General features: G+C 72.0%; 19 protein-coding genes. 10 read left to right on the top strand and 9 right to left on the bottom strand.

Translation table 11 applies throughout. The features are described 5' to 3' along the window. The first annotated feature begins 147 nt into the window (after positions 1-147). The 6 genes from ABT232_RS32155 (at position 148) to ABT232_RS32180 (ending at position 6,569) form a co-directional block, all read left to right on the top strand. A complete protein-coding gene (locus ABT232_RS32155) occupies positions 148-1,752 on the top strand; it encodes an ABC transporter ATP-binding protein (RefSeq protein WP_351846636.1) in 1,605 nt (534 codons plus the stop codon). Further along, positions 1,752-2,870 carry an ABC transporter permease gene (locus tag ABT232_RS32160; RefSeq protein ID WP_351846559.1) on the top strand — a complete coding sequence of 373 codons (1,119 nt, stop codon included), beginning with the start codon at positions 1,752-1,754 and terminating at the stop codon, positions 2,868-2,870. Before ABT232_RS32155 ends, ABT232_RS32160 begins: the two co-directional genes overlap by 1 nt. Next, the gene (locus tag ABT232_RS32165; protein WP_351846561.1) at positions 2,867-4,132 is read left to right on the top strand and encodes an ABC transporter permease; all 1,266 of its coding nucleotides are present in this window, start codon (positions 2,867-2,869) and stop codon (positions 4,130-4,132) included. The genes ABT232_RS32160 and ABT232_RS32165 overlap by 4 nt, the downstream gene beginning before the upstream one ends. Next, positions 4,129-4,518: a cytidine deaminase gene (locus ABT232_RS32170; protein WP_351846564.1), complete on the top strand. Its 390-nt coding sequence runs from the start codon at positions 4,129-4,131 to the stop codon at positions 4,516-4,518. The genes ABT232_RS32165 and ABT232_RS32170 overlap by 4 nt, the downstream gene beginning before the upstream one ends. Positions 4,519-4,609: 91 nt before the next feature. Further along, positions 4,610-5,887, top strand: coding sequence for a thymidine phosphorylase (locus ABT232_RS32175; RefSeq protein ID WP_351846566.1), 1,278 nt, complete (start codon positions 4,610-4,612; stop codon positions 5,885-5,887). A 94-nt stretch (positions 5,888-5,981) separates the two neighbouring features. Next, positions 5,982-6,569: a Uma2 family endonuclease gene (locus ABT232_RS32180; RefSeq protein ID WP_351846568.1), complete on the top strand. Its 588-nt coding sequence runs from the start codon at positions 5,982-5,984 to the stop codon at positions 6,567-6,569. Positions 6,570-6,577: 8 nt separating this feature from the next. On the opposite strand, the gene ABT232_RS32185 is transcribed toward ABT232_RS32180, so the two are convergent. Next, positions 6,578-7,498, bottom strand: a complete 921-nt coding sequence (locus ABT232_RS32185; RefSeq protein ID WP_351846570.1) for an AEC family transporter — start codon at positions 7,496-7,498, stop codon at positions 6,578-6,580. A 131-nt stretch (positions 7,499-7,629) separates the two neighbouring features. On the opposite strand from ABT232_RS32185, the gene ABT232_RS32190 reads away from it, so the two are divergent. Then, positions 7,630-8,016 (top strand): STAS domain-containing protein, encoded by a 387-nt coding sequence (locus tag ABT232_RS32190; protein ID WP_351846572.1) that lies wholly within the window; start codon positions 7,630-7,632, stop codon positions 8,014-8,016. Here ABT232_RS32190 and ABT232_RS32195 read toward each other — a convergent pair. Together ABT232_RS32195 and ABT232_RS32200 are read right to left on the bottom strand one after the other, a co-directional pair. Continuing rightward, the gene (locus ABT232_RS32195; protein ID WP_351846574.1) at positions 7,900-8,913 is read right to left on the bottom strand and encodes a sigma-70 family RNA polymerase sigma factor; all 1,014 of its coding nucleotides are present in this window, start codon (positions 8,911-8,913) and stop codon (positions 7,900-7,902) included. The genes ABT232_RS32190 and ABT232_RS32195 overlap by 117 nt on opposite strands. 124 nt (positions 8,914-9,037) lie before the next feature. Continuing rightward, positions 9,038-10,318, bottom strand: a complete 1,281-nt coding sequence (locus ABT232_RS32200; RefSeq protein WP_351846577.1) for an MFS transporter — start codon at positions 10,316-10,318, stop codon at positions 9,038-9,040. Between the two features lie 63 nt (positions 10,319-10,381). Between ABT232_RS32200 and ABT232_RS32205 the strand changes: the two genes are divergently transcribed. Next, on the top strand, positions 10,382-11,335 hold the full coding sequence (locus ABT232_RS32205; protein ID WP_351846579.1) for a LysR family transcriptional regulator: 954 nt from the start codon (positions 10,382-10,384) through the stop codon (positions 11,333-11,335). An 18-nt stretch (positions 11,336-11,353) separates the two neighbouring features. Here the strand turns inward: ABT232_RS32205 and ABT232_RS32210 are convergent, their stop codons facing one another. Next, the gene (locus tag ABT232_RS32210) at positions 11,354-12,118 is read right to left on the bottom strand and encodes an alpha/beta hydrolase (protein WP_351846582.1); all 765 of its coding nucleotides are present in this window, start codon (positions 12,116-12,118) and stop codon (positions 11,354-11,356) included. A 114-nt stretch (positions 12,119-12,232) separates the two neighbouring features. Between ABT232_RS32210 and ABT232_RS32215 the strand changes: the two genes are divergently transcribed. Together ABT232_RS32215 and ABT232_RS32220 are read left to right on the top strand one after the other, a co-directional pair. Beyond that, positions 12,233-13,396, top strand: a complete 1,164-nt coding sequence (locus tag ABT232_RS32215; RefSeq protein ID WP_351846584.1) for an adenosine deaminase — start codon at positions 12,233-12,235, stop codon at positions 13,394-13,396. Positions 13,397-13,550: 154 nt separating this feature from the next. Beyond that, positions 13,551-13,895: an ATP-binding protein gene (locus ABT232_RS32220; protein WP_351846586.1), complete on the top strand. Its 345-nt coding sequence runs from the start codon at positions 13,551-13,553 to the stop codon at positions 13,893-13,895. Between the two features lie 75 nt (positions 13,896-13,970). Here ABT232_RS32220 and ABT232_RS32225 read toward each other — a convergent pair whose 3' ends face one another. The 5 genes from ABT232_RS32225 to afsQ1 form a co-directional block, all read right to left on the bottom strand. Beyond that, positions 13,971-14,174: a PspC domain-containing protein gene (locus tag ABT232_RS32225; RefSeq protein ID WP_351846588.1), complete on the bottom strand. Its 204-nt coding sequence runs from the start codon at positions 14,172-14,174 to the stop codon at positions 13,971-13,973. Between the two features lie 62 nt (positions 14,175-14,236). Then, on the bottom strand, positions 14,237-14,818 hold the full coding sequence (locus ABT232_RS32230) for a VanZ family protein (RefSeq protein ID WP_351846591.1): 582 nt from the start codon (positions 14,816-14,818) through the stop codon (positions 14,237-14,239). Between the two features lie 93 nt (positions 14,819-14,911). After that, a complete protein-coding gene (locus ABT232_RS32235) occupies positions 14,912-15,514 on the bottom strand; it encodes a hypothetical protein (RefSeq protein WP_351846594.1) in 603 nt (200 codons plus the stop codon). Further along, positions 15,514-17,091: an ATP-binding protein gene (locus ABT232_RS32240; protein ID WP_351846597.1), complete on the bottom strand. Its 1,578-nt coding sequence runs from the start codon at positions 17,089-17,091 to the stop codon at positions 15,514-15,516. Before ABT232_RS32240 ends, ABT232_RS32235 begins: the two co-directional genes overlap by 1 nt. Continuing rightward, the gene (afsQ1, locus tag ABT232_RS32245; protein WP_053760127.1) at positions 17,088-17,765 is read right to left on the bottom strand and encodes a two-component system response regulator AfsQ1; all 678 of its coding nucleotides are present in this window, start codon (positions 17,763-17,765) and stop codon (positions 17,088-17,090) included. The genes ABT232_RS32240 and afsQ1 overlap by 4 nt, the downstream gene beginning before the upstream one ends. Positions 17,766-17,784: the final 19 nt, after the last annotated feature.

A 17,784-nucleotide genomic window follows, 5' to 3' on the forward strand; every position in this document is an offset into this window, starting at 1 on the left:
GAGCAGCGTGTAACCACGGGGTTACGTCCGCTCGACGGGGTACGGGGAGGCTGCTCCTCGTACCCCGTTGTCGCGGTGCGTCGGCCCCTTCGAATGCCGTAGGGGCGCTACGCGCGTAGACGGCCCCCGTCCCCAGGAGAGTGCGCCATCAACGCGTCCAGCAGCCCTCCGGCCGGAGCGGCGGTCAACGGTCAGGCGACCGCCGTCGAACTCGCCGGGATCACCAAGCGATTCCCCGGTGTCGTGGCCAACCACGACATCCACCTCACCGTCCGCAAGGGCACCGTCCACGCCCTCGTGGGCGAGAACGGCGCCGGCAAGTCGACGCTGATGAAGATCCTCTACGGCATGCAGAAGCCGGACGAGGGCACCATCGCGATCGACGGCGAGCAGGTCTCCTTCTCGTCCCCGGCCGACGCCATCGTCCGCGGCATCGGCATGGTCCACCAGCACTTCATGCTGGCCGACAACCTGACCGTGCTGGAGAACGTGGTGCTGGGCAGCGAGAAGCTGTACGGCATCGGCGGCAAGGCCCGCCGCAAGATCAAGGAGATCTCCGAGCGCTACGGCCTCGACGTGCGCCCCGACCTGCTGGTCGAGGAGCTCGGCGTCGCCGCCCGCCAGCGCGTGGAGATCCTCAAGGTCCTCTACCGCGGCGCCCGCACCCTGATCCTCGACGAGCCGACCGCGGTGCTCGTGCCGCAGGAGGTCGACGCGCTCTTCGAGAATCTGCGCGAGCTGAAGTCCGAGGGCCTGTCGGTCATCTTCATCTCCCACAAGCTGGGCGAGGTCCTCTCGGTCGCCGACGACATCACCGTCATCCGCCGCGGCACCACCGTGGGCACGGCCGTCCCGTCCGAGACCACCCCGCGCCAGCTCGCCGAGATGATGGTCGGCAGCGAACTGCCCACGCCGGAGACCGCCGAGTCCACGGTCACCGACCGCCCGGTGCTCACCGTCGACAAGCTGCGCCTGGTCGCCCCCGGCGGCAAGGCCGTCCTGGACGACATCAGCTTCACCATCCACGCGGGCGAGGTCCTGGGCATCGCCGGCGTCGAGGGCAACGGCCAGACCGAGCTGGTCGACGCGCTGATCGGCCTGCGGCACGCCGACTCCGGCACCATCACGCTGGAGACCGAGGAGATCACCGCCTGGGCCACCCGCAGGCGCCGTGAGCAGGGCATCGGCTACATCCCCGAGGACCGCCACCGCCACGGTCTGCTCCTGGAGTCCCCGCTCTGGGAGAACCGCATCCTCGGCCACGTCACCGAGAAGCCCAACGCCAAGGGCGTCTGGCTGGACCCGAAGGCGGCCCAGGAGGACACCCGCCGCATCGTGACGGAGTACGACGTCCGCACCCCGGGCATCGACGTCACCGCGGCCTCCCTCTCCGGCGGCAACCAGCAGAAGCTGATCGTCGGCCGCGAGATGAGCCACAAGCCGCGCTTCCTGATCGCCGCCCACCCCACCCGCGGTGTGGACGTCGGCGCGCAGGCCGCGATCTGGGACCACATCCGCGAGGCCCGCCGCGAGGGCCTGGCCGTGCTGCTGATCTCCGCCGACCTGGACGAGCTGATCGGCCTGTCCGACACCCTGCGGGTGATCTACAACGGCAAGCTGGTCGCGGACGCCGACCCGGCGACGATCACCCCCGAGGAGCTGGGCTCCGCCATGACGGGCGCCGCCACCGGCCACCTCGCCCACGAAGAGACCCCGACCGACGGCCCGGGTACGGAAGACGAGGCCCGCTGATGAAGAAGTTCGACAAGGAGCGCGTGCTCCTCGCGGTGGCCGGACCGGTCATCGCGCTCGCCGTGGCCTTCGCGCTCAGCGCCATCGTGCTGCTCGCCTCCGGCAAGAACCCGGTCGAGCCGTTCGCCGTGATGTTCGAGCAGGCCACCTTCTCCGACATCCAGGTCCGGATCATCAACCAGGCCACGCTGTACTACATCGCGGCCCTCGCGGTGGCCATCGGCTTCCGGATGAACCTGTTCAACATCGGTGTCGACGGCCAGTACCAGCTCGCCGCCATGATGGCCGCCATCGTCGGCGCCCACGCCGACCTGCCGGCCGTCCTCCAGGTCCCGCTGCTGCTGCTCACCGCGGTCCTCACCGGCGCCTTCTGGTCCGGCATCGCCGGTGTCCTGAAGGTCACCCGCGGCGTCAGCGAGGTGGTGGCGACGATCATGCTCAACGCGATCGCCACCTCCGTCATCGCCTACCTGTGGCTGCCGGACGTCTTCGGCGTCAAGGTCGGCAACAACAACACCACCGGCGAGATGCACGAGTCCGGCTGGATCCCCGGCATCGACCTCGGCGCGGCCGGCGAGATCTACGGCCTGGTCGTCCTCGCCGTCCTGCTCGGCATCGGCTACTGGGTCGTCCTCAACCGCACCCGCTTCGGCTTCGACCTGCGCGCCTCCGGCTCCTCCGAGACCGCCGCCGCGGCCAGCGGTGTCGACCCCAAGCGGATGGTGCTCACCGCCATGCTGATCTCCGGCGGCCTCGCCGGTCTCGCGGGCCTGCCCATCCTGATGGGCGACACCCACACCTACAGCCTGAACTTCCCCACCGGCATCGGCTTCCTCGGCATCGGCATCGCCCTGCTCGGCCGCAACAGCCCCGTCGGCATCGCGTTCGCCGCCCTGCTGTGGGCCTGGCTCGACAAGGCCTCGCCCGAGCTGGACTTCCACGGCTACGACAAGGAGATCGCGGTCATCATGCAGGGCCTGATCGTCCTCTCGGTCGTCGTCTCCTACGAGGCCGTCCGTGAGTGGGGCCTGCGCCGCCAGCAGCGCCGGGTCGGCGCGGAACTCGCCGCCGGTCACGTGCTCGGCGCCAACAACACGAAGGAGGTGGCTGGCCGATGACCACCGCGACCGACGTCAACCAGCCCTCGCTGCAGCCCGCGGCCCCGACCGGCCGCCGGATGTCGTGGCCCGTGCTGCTGCTGGTCATCGCCGGAGCCCTGGCGCTGACCTCGCTGGTCCGCATCATCACCGGCGCCGACGGCATCACCAACGTCAGCCAGATGTCCACCGCGCTCCAGCTCGCCGTGCCGATCGGCCTCGCCGGCCTCGGCGGTCTGTGGGCCGAGCGGGCCGGCGTCGTCAACATCGGCCTCGAAGGCATGATGATCCTCGGCACCTGGTTCGGTGCCTGGGCCGGCTTCCAGTGGGGGCCGTGGACCGGTGTCCTCGTCGGCATCCTCGGCGGCGCGATCGGCGGTCTGCTGCACGCCTTCGTCACCGTCACCTTCAACGTCAACCACATCGTCTCCGGTGTGGCGATCAACATCCTCGCCCTCGGCGCCACCCGCTACCTGGCCCCCCTCGCCTTCGAGGGCCACCAGGGCGGCTCCGCCAAGCAGTCCCCGGCGGTCGACTCCCTCGGCCACTTCACCGTGCCGGGACTCTCCGACGCCCTGCGGGACCTCAACGACCAGGGCTGGTTCCTGATCTCCGACATCGCCGGCCTGCTCGGCGGCCTGGTCACCAACGTCTCCTGGCTGACCCTGATCGCCGTCGCGCTGATCCCCGCCACCTGGTGGATCCTGTGGCGCACCGCCTTCGGCCTGCGGCTGCGCTCCTGCGGCGAGAACCCGGTCGCCGCCGAGTCCCTCGGCGTCAACGTCTACAAGTACAAGTACATCGCCGTGATCATCTCCGGTGGTCTGGCCGGCCTCGGCGGCGCCTTCCTGTCCATCGTGGCCAACCCCTTCTACCTGGAGGGCCAGGTCAGCGGCCGCGGTTACATCGGCCTCGCGGCGATGATCTTCGGCAACTGGATGCCGGGCGGCCTCGCCCTCGGCGCCGGGCTCTTCGGCTACACCGACAGCCTCAACCTGCGCGGCGGCTCCGAGAACGTCCACGCGCTGCTGCTGCTCGCCGCGCTGCTCCTGCTGATCGGTGCCATCTGGCTGGCGATCCGCAAGAAGTACACCGCCGCCGGCATCACCGTGGTCGTCGGCCTGCTGGTCTTCCTCTGGTACGCGGGCACCAACGAGGTCCCGAACCAGGTCGTCTCCGCCACGCCGTACGTCATCACGCTGGTCGTCCTCGCCCTGTCGGCGCAGCGGCTGCGGATGCCCAAGGCGGACGGTCTGCCGTACCGGAAGGGACAGGGCAAGTGACCGTCGACTGGGAGGCCCTGCGGTCGGTGGCGCGGGAGGCGATGTCCCACGCGTACGCCCCCTACTCGGGCTACCCGGTCGGCGTCGCCGCCCTGGTCGACGACGGCCGCACGGTCTCCGGCTGCAACGTGGAGAACGCCTCCTACGGCCTCGGCCTGTGCGCCGAGTGCGGTCTGGTCTCCGAGCTCCAGCGCACCGGCGGCGGCCGGCTGACGCACTTCACCTGCGTCGACGGCAACGGCGACATCCTCGTCCCGTGCGGCCGCTGCCGGCAGCTGCTCTACGAGTTCGGCGGCCCGGAGCTCCTCCTGGAGACACCGGCGGGCATCCTCCGCCTCGCGCAGATGCTGCCCCAGGCCTTCGGCCCGGACCATCTCACCAAGTAACTCCTGCCGCGGCCCCTCTGCACCGAGACCCGGTCAGAGGGGCCGCGCACTTCCCGGACACTTCCCGGACCATCGGAAGGAAAGCCAGGCCATGGACGTCATCTCCGTCATCCGTACCAAGCGGGACCGTGGTGAACTCAGCGATCAGCAGATCGACTGGGTCATCGACGCGTACACCCGCGGGGAGGTCGCCGACGAGCAGATGTCCGCGCTCGCGATGGCGATCCTGCTCAATGGCATGAACCGCCGGGAGATCGCCCGCTGGACCGCCGCGATGATCGCCTCCGGCGAGCGCATGGACTTCTCCTCGCTCTCCCGCCCGACCGCCGACAAGCACTCCACCGGCGGCGTCGGCGACAAGATCACCCTCCCGCTGGCCCCGCTGGTCGCGGCCTGCGGCGCGGCGGTGCCGCAGCTGTCCGGCCGCGGTCTCGGCCACACCGGCGGCACGCTCGACAAGCTGGAGTCCGTCCCGGGCTGGCGCGCCCTGCTCTCCAACGAGGAGATGCTGCACGTCCTGGACACCACGGGCGCGGTGATCTGCGCGGCGGGCGACGGCCTGGCCCCCGCCGACAAGAAGCTGTACGCGCTGCGGGACGTGACCGGCACGGTCGAGGCGATCCCGCTGATCGCCTCCTCGATCATGTCGAAGAAGATCGCGGAGGGCACCGGCTCCCTGGTCCTGGACGTCAAGGTCGGCACCGGCGCCTTCATGAAGACCATCGAGGACGCGCGCGAGCTGGCCTCCACCATGGTGGGCCTGGGCACCGACAGCGGTGTGAAGACGGTCGCGCTCCTCACCGACATGTCGACCCCGCTCGGCCTGACCGCGGGCAACGCGCTGGAGGTCCGCGAGTCGGTCGAGGTCCTGGCGGGCGGCGGCCCGGCGGACGTCGTCGAGCTGACGATCGCGCTGGCCCGCGAGATGCTCGACGCGGCGGGCGTGAAGGACGCCGACCCGGCGAAGGCGCTGGCCGACGGCTCCGCGATGGACGTCTGGCGCCGCATGATCGCCGCCCAGGGCGGCGACCCGGACGCGGCCCTGCCCACCTCCCGCGAGCAGCACGTGGTGAAGGCGTCCGCCTCCGGCGTCCTCACCCGTCTCGACGCCTACGACATCGGCATCGCCGCCTGGCGCCTGGGCGCGGGCCGGGCCCGCAAGGAGGACCCGGTGCAGGCGGCGGCGGGCGTCGAGCTGCACGCCAAGCCGGGCGACACCGTCACCGAGGGCCAGCCCCTGCTGACCCTCCACACGGACACCCCGGAGCGCTTCGACTACGCGCTGGAGGCGGTGTCGGGCTCCTACGACATCGCGGCCCCCGGCACGGCCTTCACGCCGTCCCCGGTGGTGCTGGAACGTATCGCCTGACCTGCGGTTTCCTCATTCGGGTGAACGGGATCGGTGGACCACCACCGGTCCCGTTCGGCATGCTGGGATCGGTGACGACCGATGGGAGACCGCCATGAGCGCACTCGCCGCCGGGTCCGGTTCCCCTGGGAACACGGACTGGGACGAGCTCATCCGTGTCCGGGAGGAGACGGACGCTCCGGAGGGCAGCAAGGTGGAGATCATCGAAGGGGTCGTCACCGTGTCGCCTCCTCCGTCCGAGAGCCACAACGACGCCGCGGAGCTGGTCCATCGTCGCCTGTACACAGCGATTCAGGACGACTGGGGTGTCTACCAGACACTCGGCCTCGCCTGCCCGGAGACGGGCGGCCTCTTCATGCCGGACCTGTGCGTGGTGCCGAGGGCGGCCCTGCGCCGCGGAACGCGCGTGCACGCCGGCGAAGCCGAACTCGTCGTCGAGGTCACGTCCAGGAGCAACGCGAACCACGACCGCATCAAGAAGGCCCACGGCTACGCCGTCGCGGGCGTACCGCTCTACCTCCTGCTGGACGCCTGGCACTCAGGACGTCCCACGGCGACGCTCTACGGGGAACCGCGGAACGGCACCTACCGCGTACTCGATTCCGTCGAGTACGGCGAGGAGCTGACCCTGCCCGAGCCGTTCAAGCTGGTCCTCGACACCGGGATCTTCCCCCTCGGCTGATCCCGGCCTCACCCCAGCACCGCCGCCACCACCACCAGCCCCGGCACCGACACCACCGTCGACAGCAGGATCGCCTCCCGTGCCAGCACCTCGCCCACCCGGTAGGTGCTCGCGTACGTGTACAGGTTCTGCGCGGCGGGCAGCGCCGAGGTCACCACCACGTCGAGCAGTGCCGCACCCCGCAGGCCGAAGATCCCCGCCGCCAGCGCCCAGGCGATCAGCGGCTGGGCGACGGTCTTGAGCCCCACCGCCAGCAGCACCGGCGCCCGCTCCCCGTCCCGCAGCGGCAGTGTGCTGCCCCGCAGCGAGATGCCGAAGGCGAGCAGCACCGCCGGGACGGACATGTTGCCGATCAGGGTCAGCGGGTCCAGGACCGGCCCCGGCACGGAGATCCCCGCCGCCGACACCGCCACCCCGGCCAGCGAACCGAGCGCGATCGGGTTGCGCAGCGGCGTCAGCAGCCGCTGCCACAGGGGCCGCTTCGCGCCGCCGGACGCCAGGTCCAGCACCGTCAGCGCGACCGGCGTCACCGCGACCAGCTGGAACAGCAGCACCGGCGCCACCAGCGAGGCGTCCCCGAGGACGTACACCGCGATCGGGATGCCCAGGTTGCCGGAGTTGACGTACCCGGCGCACAGCGCGCCGATCGTCGTACGGCCCACTCCCCACCGGCGTACGACCCCGACCGCGACGAACGCCCCGGCCACCGCCGCCGTGCTCAGCGCGGTGACCAGGAGACGGGTGGAGAAGACCACCGACAGGTCGGCCTGCGCGAGCGTGGTGAACAGCAGGGCCGGGGAGGCCACGTGGAAGGCGAGCTTGGTCAGGACCTCGCGGCCCTGGTCGCCGAGGTATCCGCGCCGCCCGATCGCGTATCCCACGCCGATCACCACCGCGATCACCGCGAAGCCGCTCAGCACCCCCTGCACGGCGCCTCCTTAACGAGGCGCGCCACGGTCGGCGCGGGCAGGGCGGGCGGCGATGTTAGGTGTGGCATGCAATCACCTTCGAGGCAAGATCACAGCCCGGTCAATGTGATGCCCATGACGCCCGCCCCGCGATGAGTTCCGCCCGGCCGCCCGGTCTACCGCACGTGGACGCCATGACACCCGCTGAACTCATGCTGGCCGGACCCGTCACCCGGGACGAGGTGAGGGGTCTGTGCGAGCGGGTGCGGGCGCTGCTGGAGGGCGGTGGGGCGGCGGTGGTGGTGTGCGACGTCGGCGGGCTCGGGCCACCGGGCCTCGCCGTCGTCGATCTGCTGGCGCGGCTTCAGCTCACGGCCCGGCGCGCCGGGGGCCGGATCCGGCTGCGGGACCCGGACCCGGCGCTACACGCCCTCCTCGACCTGGTCGGTCTCCGCTTCGAGGTGGAGGGGCAGCCCGAACAGCGGGAACCACCGCTTGGTGTCCAGGAAGCAGTGGAACCCGGTGATCCGGCCGTCTGAGATCTCCAGGACCTGCACCGCCCACGGTGTGAAGCCGCCGCTCTCCGGGTCCGGCTTGTAGTGCGCGAAGCCGGGCAGGCCGTTGACCTCGACCGGCCGCAGCCGCGAGTCCGCGCACGCGGATCCGAGCGTCGTCATGAAACCGGTGATGTCGGCGGCGCCGCGCAGCCACAGGTCGAACGGCGGCATCGTCATGACGGCGTCCTCGTGCAGCAGGGCCGTCAGCGCCGTCATGTCGTACCCCTCGAACGCCGCCACATAGCGCTCCAGGAGCTTCTGCTGGTCCTCGTCCAAGGGGTCCGAGACCGAGGCGTCGGCGCCCGTGTCGGCACGCTCGGCGAGAGTGGCGCGGGCCCGCTGGAGGGCGCTGTTGACGGAGGCGACCGAGGTGTCGAGCAGCTCGGCGACCTCGCTCGCCCGCCAGGCCAGCACCTCCCGCAGGATCAGCACCGCCCGCTGCTTGGCCGGCAGCCGCTGGAGCGCCGCCATGAACGCCAGCCGCACCGACTCCTTGGCGACCGCGGCCTCCGCGGGGTCGGCGGTGGCGGGCAGCACCCGGGCGTCGGGCATGGGCTCCAGCCAGGTGTGGTCCGGGCGGGGGGAGAGGGCGGCTCGGGTGAGCGGGGTCGCCTCGGTCAGGTCCATCGGCCGGGCGCGCTTGTTGCCGGCCGTCAGCATGTCCAGGCAGACGTTGGTCGCGATCCGGTAGAGCCATGAGCGCAGGCTGGAGCGGCCCTCGAACTTCTCGTGATTGCGCCAGGCCCGGACCATGGTGTCCTGCACCGCGTCCTCCGCCTCGAAGGAGGAGCCGAGCATGCGGTAGCAGTAGCCGGTCAGTTCGACCCGGTACTTCTCCAGTTCGACGTCCAGATCGGTCGTCGCCGTGCCGTCGCCCATCGTCCACCCACCCCTGTGGCCGTTGTGTGCCGCGCCTGTGCGCCCCATCACTTCGGAAGCTACCGCAGCCCACTGACAACGGCCCCCGGAGTGGCGGAACCCGCAGGTGGGGAAGGGGGAGCGGTCAGGCGGTCCGGGGCACCGCGCGCGCCGCCGCACGCGATCCGAGCACGGTGATCCCGACGACCCCGGCCACCGCCAGCAGCCCGACGCCGACCGTCCCGGCCCAGCCGCCCGCGTGGAAGGCCACGGCACCGGCCGTGCTGCCCGCGCTGGAGCCGATGTAGTACGCCGACTGGTACAGCGCCGAGGCCTGCGCCCGCCCGTGCGTCGCCGTCTTGCTGACCGCCGAGGAGGCCACCGCGTGCCCGGCGAAGAAGCCCGCCGTGATCAGCACCAGACCCAGCAGCACCAGCGGCAGCGAGTCCGCCAGCGACAGCAGCAGGCCCGCCGCGGTGGTGCCGCCGCCCAGGTACAGCGCGCCCCGGCGGCCCAGCCGGCCGACCAGCCGCCCCGCCGTGGACGCCGACACCGTACCGACCAGGTAGACCAGGAAGATCGAGCCGACGACGCCCTGCGGCAGGGAGAACGGCGCGTCCGTCAGCCGGTAGCCGATCACCGTGTACACCCCGCCGAAGACGGTCATGAACAGCGCGCCGATCGCGTACAGCCGGCGCAGCAGCGGGTCGGCGAGGTGGGCGCGGACCGTGGCGGCCAGCACCCGCGGCCGCGAGGACCCGGGCACGAAGTGCCGGGGCGCCGGCAGCAGCAGCCGGAAGGCGACCGCGCAGCCCACCGCGACCAGGCCCAGCACACCGAGCGCGACCCGCCAGCCCCACTCCTGGGCGACCCAGCCGGTGATGACCCGGCCGCTCATGCCGCCGACGCTGTTGCCCGCGACGAACAGGCCGATCGCGGTGATCAGCGCCTTGGGCCGGACCTCCTCCGCCAGATACGCCGTCGCCGACGCCGGCACCCCGGCCAGCGCCGCGCCCTGCACCGCCCGCAGCACGACCAGCGCGGCCAGCGACGGCGCGAAGGGCACCAGGAGCGCGACGGTCACCGCCACCGCCAGGGACGCGGTCATGACCGTACGCCGTCCGAACCGCTCGGAGAGCGCGCTCATCGGGATCACGAACAGCGCCAGCCCGCCGGTCGAGGCGGCCACCGTCCAGCTCGCCTCGCTCGCCGTCACCCCGAAGTCGCCGGAGATCAGCGGCAGCAGGGCCTGGGTGGAGTAGAGCAGCGCGAAGGTCGCGACACCCGCGAGGAAGAGGGCGAAGGCCATACGGCGGTAGCCGGGCCCGCCCGGGGCCATGCGCGAGTCGGTGACGGGGACGTCGGAGGCGGAGACGGTCGGTACGGCGCCCACGGTGGTGGACGCCCCGGTACTGGCGGGAGACATGCTTCGAAGCTACGGACCCCGCCGCTCATCCGTCCAATGCATGAAATTGCCATAATCGATCCCATGGTGCATCAGCAGAGGTCACAGCCCCACCTGTCACAGTCCAGTGACACAGAAGACATGGCGATCACGCTGGCCCCGCGGCTCGCCTACTTCGCGGGCGTGGCCCGCACCGAGCACGTCACCCGCGCCGCGCAGGAGCTGAACGTCCCCCAGTCGACGCTCTCGCGGTCCCTGGTCCGCCTGGAACAGGACCTCGGCGTCGACCTGTTCGCCCGCCGCGGCCGCACCGTCGCCCTCACCCCCGCCGGCCGCACCTTCCTCACCTCGGTGGAACGCGCCCTCGCGGAGATCGAGCGGGCCGCCGAGGAGGTCCGCGCGGACGCCGACCCGGCCACCGGCAAGGTCGCCTTCGGCTTTCTGCACACCCTGGGCACCGAGACCGTCCCCGGCCTCATCCGCGCCTTCCGCGCCGACCATCCGCGGGTGCGCTTCAGCCTGGTCCAGAACTACGGCGAGGCCATGATCGAGCGGCTGCGCGCCGGCGACCTCGACCTCTGCCTGACCTCCCCCGTGCCCGACGCGCCCGACCTGGTCGCCCGCCGCCTGGACGAGCAGAAGCTCCGGCTGGTCGTGCCCGCCGACCACCGGCTGGCCGGCCGCCGCCGGGTCCGCCTCGCCGAGGCCGCCGACGAGTCCTTCGTGACCCTGGAACCCGGCTACGGCCTGCGCCGCATCACCGACGCGCTCTGCCAGGAGGCCGGCTTCAAACCGCGGGTCGCCTTCGAGGGCGAGGAGGCGGAGACCCTGCGGGGCCTGGTCGCCGCCGGCCTGGGCGTGGCCCTGCTGCCGCCGCCGGCGGTGCCGCGCCCGGGAGTGGTGGAGCTGACGGTCACCGCGCCGAGGGCGGTCCGCGAGATCGGCGTCGCCTGGCTGGACGGCCACCCGGACACACCCCCGGTGGCCGCCTTCAAGAAGTTCCTGCTCTCGAAGCGGGGAAGCCTGCTGCCGGCCTGAGGCACGGGCCCGCCGACGCTACCGCCGCCGCAGCGAGCTGCCGAACCCGGAGGCGAGCGGCATCCGCAGCCCCAGCGGCGGCGGAGCCGCCAGCGCGTCCTCGACCGGCCGCGACAACGGCCGCCCGAACATCGCCCCCATCACGAAGTCCTCCACCAGCGCCCGCACTTCGTCCCGGTGCTGCTGCAACCGGTGCCGGTCGGAGTGCACTTCGAACCGGCACACCTCCCGGTTGACCTTCTTCACCCGCGCCGCCAGCCGGAAGGACAGCTCGGGATCGGTGCGCTCGTCATTGGTCCCGTGCACCATCAGCACCCGCCGTCCCGCCAGCTGTTTCACCGGTTCGGGTGGCGCCGCGACATCGTCCTCCGGCAGCCAGGGGGCGATCGCCACCACGGAGTTGACGGCCTCGTGCCCGGCCGCGTGCAGCGCCGCCCGCCCGCCCATGTCGAACCCGGTGAGACACACCGGCACGTCCCCGTACCGCCGGACGACCTCGTCCGCCGCCCAGGTCGCGTCGCCCGCGAGCCGTGCCTCACTGCCGTTCCAGCCGCGGTAGCGGTAGTGCACGACGTGGACGGCGAGGCCGTCCGCGCCGCCCGCCCGCGTCAGCCGTCGTCCCAACGCCCTTACGGACGCGGCCGCCAGGAGCGGGGACGGCCTGCGGGCGGAGGTCTCCGTGCCGCCGGGGAGCAGCAGCACCACGCCGCTCACCGCCGTCGGCTCCGGACCGAACGCCCGCCCGAGCCGGGCCCTGCGAACCGCCGTCGCTTGCTGTGCCATGACAGAACAGTGTCAGAAGAGCCGGTGTACGCCATCCGTCCGTGCGGTCACCGTTGCGTATCGACACGCGAGGCACGACCGGCGATCTACGCGCGTCAAAGTTAGAGTGCGAAAATGACGAGCCAGACTGAACGGACGGGGACGACCCCGAGCCCGGACCAGATCCGCCGGGCGCCCAAGGTTCTGCTCCACGACCACCTCGACGGCGGTCTGCGCCCCGGCACGATCGTCGAACTCGCCCGCGCCGCCGGCTACCCCCACCTCCCCGAGACCGACCCCGACAAGCTCGGCCTCTGGTTCCGCGAGGCCGCCGACTCCGGCTCGCTGGAGCGGTACCTGGAGACCTTCTCCCACACCGTCGGCGTGCTCCAGACCCGCGAGGCCCTGGTCCGGGTCGCCGCCGAGTGCGCCGAGGACCTGGCCGAGGACGGAGTGGTCTACGCCGAGGTCCGCTACGCCCCCGAACAGCACCTCGACGGCGGGCTCGGCCTCGAAGAGGTCGTCGAGGCCGTCAACGAGGGCTTCCGGGAGGGCGAACGGCGGGCCAGGGAGGCCGGCCGGCGCATCCGCGTCGGCGCGCTGCTCACCGCGATGCGGCACGCCGCCCGCTCCCTGGAGATCGCCGAACTCGCCAACCGCCACCGCGACCGCGGCGTCGTCGGCTTCGACATCGCGGGCGCCGAGGCGGGCCATCCGCCCACCCGGCACCTCGACGCCTTCGAGTACCTGAAGCGGGAGAACAACCACTTCACCATCCACGCCGGCGAGGCCTTCGGCCTGCCGTCCATCTGGCAGGCCCTCCAGTGGTGCGGCGCCGACCGGCTCGGCCACGGCGTGCGGATCGTCGACGACATCGAGGTCGCCGAGGACGGCACCGTCCGGCTCGGCCGGCTCGCCTCCTACGTCCGGGACAAGCGCATCCCGCTGGAGCTGTGCCCCAGCTCCAACCTCCAGACCGGCGCCGCCCGCTCCTACGCCGAGCACCCCATCGGTCTGCTGCGCCGTCTGCATTTCCGGGCCACGGTCAACACGGACAACAGATTGATGTCCGGCACCAGCATGAGCCGGGAATTCGAGCGCCTGGTCGAGGCATTCGGTTACACGCTCGACGACATGCAGTGGTTCTCCGTCAATGCGATGAAATCAGCGTTCATTCCTTTCGATGAACGACTGGCCATGATCAATGACGTCATCAAGCCCGGATATGCCGAGCTGAAGTCCGAATGGCTGTTCCAGCAGACCGTCTCCACCAGCGGTTCTGCCACCCCGAAGGACTGATTCGGCACCCTCGGTTCATACCGGCCGCGGACGGGTGTTCACCATCCGTCCGCATTTCGATGTTTGCGGCCGACCGCCGGGCGTGTTTACGTTCTTGGACGCCTCTCAGCCCCACCTTCATCCCATGACGAGTCATTCAAGGACGCAATTCACCATGAAGCAGTCTGCTGCCAAGACCCTCGGTGTCGCCGCGCTCGGTGCCGCCTTCGCCGCCGTCGGTGCGGGCGCCGCCAACGCCGCCCCCGCCGTGCCGAACGCCGCCGGTGAGGCCCTGGACACCGTGACCCGCACCCTGCCGGCGGAGAACCTCACCCAGGCCCTGCCGGGCTCCGGCGAGGCGGTGGCCCAGGGGCAGACCGCGCTGGAGTCGGGCCTGGCCGCCGCACAGCCGGCCGCCGAGAAGGTGCTCGCCGAGGGCCCGACCGGCCTGCTCGGCGGACTGCCGGTGCAGGGCCTGCCCACGCACGGCCTTCCGGTGAACGGCGTCCCGCTGGGCTGACCGGCACCCGCACGCGCCGATGGGGCGCACCCCGAGACCGGGGTGCGCCCCATCGGCTTTCGTACGCCGGCCGGATCACCAGGCCGTGCGCGCCGCCTTGTCCTCGGACGGCAGCAGCAGCCACAGCGCCAGGTAGAGCAGGAACTGCGGTCCGGGCAGGAGGCAGGAGACCAGGAAGATCACGCGCATCGTCGTCGCGGAGGTGCCGAAGCGCCGAGCCAGCGCTGCGCACACTCCGCCGATCATCCGACCGCTGGTGGGGCGGGCAAGGCGGGACATGGCGACTCCTCGTGAGCGTCGGGGTGAGGCGGCCCGGCCGGCTGCCTCAGCTGCCCTCCACGTTACGGAGACGAAGGGGGCAAAGCATCGCTCCACGGGGCGATCCCGACCCTGGGAATCGTCGGGGTCCGACCCTGAGGCGACTCCTCCCGGGGGAGCGCGGACGGATACCGGTGCTCCACCCTGCGGCGCAGCCGGGCCCGGCCGGCCGGGACCACCGCGAGATGCGCGAGCGCCACCCCGGCCGTGTTCAGCAGCAGGGAGTCGACATCCACGACCTGCCCCGGCACGCCGGTCTGCAGCAGCTCGATGGCCAGCGAGATCAACGCCCCGGCGGCCGCCGTACGCATCAGGGAGACCAGCGGCGAACCGGTCAGCCGGCCGCCCGCCATCGGCAGCAGCACCCCGAGCGGCGCGAGCAGCGCCAGGCCCTCGCCGATCCGCCGGGCCGCCTCCGGCCAGCCCAGCGCCAGATCGGCCCGGATGCCGTCCAGCGGACGCAGATTGGCGGGCATCACCCAGGGAACGTCCAGCGGACGCAGCGTCAGCCAGGCGACGCACGCGAGGTGCGCGACGAGGAGGACACCTCCTGTCACCCGGATGTGGATCGCGGCGCTGCCGCCCCTGGAGCCTTGACGCTGCACGCCCCCCTAGACGCGGCCTCCGGCAGGATCGGTTCCGGGTTGCCGCCGCACGTACGGGTGAGGCGTGCACCACACCCGCCCGGCAGCCCCGTCTCAGCCGCCCGACACCCGCGAGGACGGCGGCTCCGCCGAGCCCGGCCGGGCGCGCACCTCGTCCGTGCACTCGTAGCGGCGCGGCGCCTCCTCGCCGGGGCCGCCCAGGATCACCGACCCGTCGCCCTCGGCCGCCGCCGAGTCGGAGAACGTGCAGACGATCTGGGCCAGGGCGTAGGAGGCCAGTCCGGAGGGCGGGGTGGTCAGCCGCAGGGTGTCCTCGGGGTCCCCGTCGCGCGGCCCGGCGACCTCGACGCCGCCGCGCACGTCCGTGGTGTACCCGGCCTCCTTCTCGGCCGGCGACGGCGTCCGCGCCAGCTCGTCCAGCAGTCCCTGCGCCACCAGCATCCGCCGCTCGGCGTCCGTCGCGCCCTCGGCGACCCGCACCGTCCGGTCGACCGTCACCAGCGACGAGCCGCACAGCAGGAACACCTGCACCGGCATCCCGCGCGAGGTCTGCGTGGCCACGTCCGGGGCGGCCAGCGAGCAGTGCGCGCGCGAGGGCGCGGCACCGAAGTCGGTCGGGACCTCGGTGGCCCGGATCCCGCAGCCGGCGAGCACCGCGCCGAGCAGCGCGACCGCCGGCAGACGGCGTACGTTCATCAGACGTCCTGTCCCTTTCCGGCGCTGCCGCCCGCCTGCTCCTCGGCCTCCTGCCGGGCCACCTCGGAGCTGTCCCGCGGCAGCCGCAGCGTGAACACCGCGCCGCCCTCCGGGGAGTTGGCGGCGGTGATCTCGCCGCCGTGGATGTGCGCGTTCTCCAGTGCGATGGACAGGCCCAGGCCGCTGCCCTCGGAGCGCGGCCGGGAGGCGCTGGCCTTGTAGAACCGGTCGAACACGTGCGGCAGCACGTCCTGCGGGATGCCCGGCCCGTGGTCGCGGACCGCGATCACCACCGAGTCGTCCTCCGCGCGCACCGAGACCCGCACCGGCGACCCGCCGTGCTTGAGCGCGTTGCCGATGAGGTTGGCGAGGATCACGTCGAGCCGGCGCGGGTCCAGGCGGGCGTGGATGCCGCGCTCGGCGTCCAGCTCCACCGCGTCCAGCCAGGCGCGGGCGTCGATGCAGGCGGTGATCTGGTCGGCGAGATCGACGTCGTCCAGGACCAGCCGGGCGGTCCCCGCGTCGAAGCGGGTGACCTCCATCAGGTTCTCGACCAGGTCGTTCAGCCGGCGCGTCTCGCTCACCACCAGCCGCACGGCGGGCTCGATCATCGGGTCGATGCCGCCGCCCTCGAACTCCAGCTCCTCCTCCAGCACCTCCGTCACGGCCGTGATCGCGGTCAGCGGCGTGCGCAGCTCATGGCTCATGTCCGCGACGAACCGCCGGGACGCGTCGTCCCGCGCGGCCATGTCCGCGACCCGCTTCTCCAGCGCCGCCGCCGCGTTGTTGAACGTCCGTGACAGATCGGCCAGTTCGTCGGTGCCCGACACCCTGAGCCGGGTGTCCAGCTTGCCCTCGCCGAGCCGCCGGGCGGCGACCCCGAGCCGGTGCACCGGCTTCAGCACGGTCGTGGCGGCGGCCTGCGCGAGCAGCGCCGAGCCGATCAGCGCCAGCCCGGTGGCGATCCCCAGCGACCAGGCCAGCGAGTTGAGATCCTTGGCCTCCGGCTCCAGCGACTTGAGCATGTAGCCGGTCGGCCCGCCGCCGATCACCCGGGTGCCGGCCACCAGGTACGGGGTGCCGTCGTCGACGGTCCGCTGCCAGTACAGGTGGTACGGCGACTTGTTGTTCGAGGTGAGCGGCTGCTTCTTGTTCACCGCCGTGCGCAGCGAGGCCGGCACGTCCTCGATCGAGAAGCCGTTCAGGCCGCCCGAACTGCCGTACACCGTCGCGCCGTCACCGTTCTCGGCGACGAGCAGCACGCTGAACTGCTGGCCTCCGGCCGCCATCTGGCCCGCCGCATGCTGGAGTTCGTCCTGCCCCGGCCGCTCGGGCAGCGCGCCCGCCCGGTTCTGCATCTCCTGCTCGAAGTCCCGCAGCACCGCGTCCTGGGTACGGGTGAGCACCGCCTCGCGGTTGAGCCAGTACGCGATCGCCGACGCCGACACCGCGGCCGTCAGCGCGACCAGGCCGAACACCACGACCAGCCGCAACCGCAGACTGGTGAAGCGCCACCCGGCCAGAACTCCCTTGCGTGCCACGGCCCAGCCGCGCAGCCCCCCTTGCCGTCGTGTCACTGAGGCGGATCCAGCCGGTAGCCCACACCACGGACCGTGCGGATCAGCGTCGGCGACGACGGCACGTCCTCGACCTTCGCGCGCAGCCGCTGGACACAGGCGTCCACCAGGCGCGAGTCGCCGAGGTAGTCGTGCTCCCACACCAGCCGCAGCAGCTGCTGCCGGGACAGCGCCTGACCGGGCCGCCGGCTCAGCTCCAGGAGCAGCCGCAGCTCGGTCGGCGTGAGCTGCAGATCCTCCCCGTTCTTCGTCACCGTCATCGCGGCGCGGTCGATGACGAGGCTGCCGAAGGTGGCCGCGTCGTTCGACTCACGCTCTCCGCGCCGCAGCACCGCCCGGATGCGGGCGTCGAGCACCCGCCCCTGCACGGGTTTGACCACATAGTCGTCGGCGCCGGACTCCAGCCCGACCACCACGTCGATGTCGTCGCTGCGCGCGGTCAGCAGAATGATCGGCAACTGGTCCGTGCGCCGGATGCGCCGGCACACCTCGAACCCGTCGATGCCGGGCAGCATCACATCCAGCACGATCAGATCCGGGCGCTGCTCACGCAGCAGCTTCAGACCGTCCTCACCACTGGCAGCGGTCGCCACGCGGTGTCCCTGGCGCGTCAGTGAGAGCTCCAGGGCCGTACGGATGGCGTCGTCGTCCTCGATCAGCAACAGGGAAGGCACGCGCCTCATTCTGGCCCAT

Origin of the sequence: Streptomyces sp. NPDC001532 (genome assembly GCF_040298625.1) — a bacterium.
Taxonomy (GTDB): Bacteria; Actinomycetota; Actinomycetes; order Streptomycetales; family Streptomycetaceae; genus Streptomyces.

Bases quoted from the DNA above. Each gene is read 5' to 3' on its own strand.
- ABT232_RS32165 (WP_351846561.1), top strand. From the start codon at position 2,867: ATGACCACCGCGACCGACGTCAACCAGCCCTCGCTGCAGCCCGCGGCC.
- ABT232_RS32160 (WP_351846559.1), top strand. From the start codon at position 1,752: ATGAAGAAGTTCGACAAGGAGCGCGTGCTCCTCGCGGTGGCCGGACCG.
- ABT232_RS32235 (WP_351846594.1), bottom strand. From the start codon at position 15,514: ATGAACGTACGCCGTCTGCCGGCGGTCGCGCTGCTCGGCGCGGTGCTC.
- ABT232_RS32190 (WP_351846572.1), top strand. From the start codon at position 7,630: ATGAGTTCCGCCCGGCCGCCCGGTCTACCGCACGTGGACGCCATGACA.
- ABT232_RS32175 (WP_351846566.1), top strand. From the start codon at position 4,610: ATGGACGTCATCTCCGTCATCCGTACCAAGCGGGACCGTGGTGAACTC.
- ABT232_RS32180 (WP_351846568.1), top strand. From the start codon at position 5,982: ATGAGCGCACTCGCCGCCGGGTCCGGTTCCCCTGGGAACACGGACTGG.
- ABT232_RS32200 (WP_351846577.1), bottom strand. From the start codon at position 10,318: ATGTCTCCCGCCAGTACCGGGGCGTCCACCACCGTGGGCGCCGTACCG.
- ABT232_RS32205 (WP_351846579.1), top strand. From the start codon at position 10,382: ATGGTGCATCAGCAGAGGTCACAGCCCCACCTGTCACAGTCCAGTGAC.
- ABT232_RS32215 (WP_351846584.1), top strand. From the start codon at position 12,233: ATGACGAGCCAGACTGAACGGACGGGGACGACCCCGAGCCCGGACCAG.
- ABT232_RS32225 (WP_351846588.1), bottom strand. From the start codon at position 14,174: ATGTCCCGCCTTGCCCGCCCCACCAGCGGTCGGATGATCGGCGGAGTG.
- ABT232_RS32220 (WP_351846586.1), top strand. From the start codon at position 13,551: ATGAAGCAGTCTGCTGCCAAGACCCTCGGTGTCGCCGCGCTCGGTGCC.
- ABT232_RS32210 (WP_351846582.1), bottom strand. From the start codon at position 12,118: ATGGCACAGCAAGCGACGGCGGTTCGCAGGGCCCGGCTCGGGCGGGCG.
- ABT232_RS32195 (WP_351846574.1), bottom strand. From the start codon at position 8,913: ATGGGCGACGGCACGGCGACGACCGATCTGGACGTCGAACTGGAGAAG.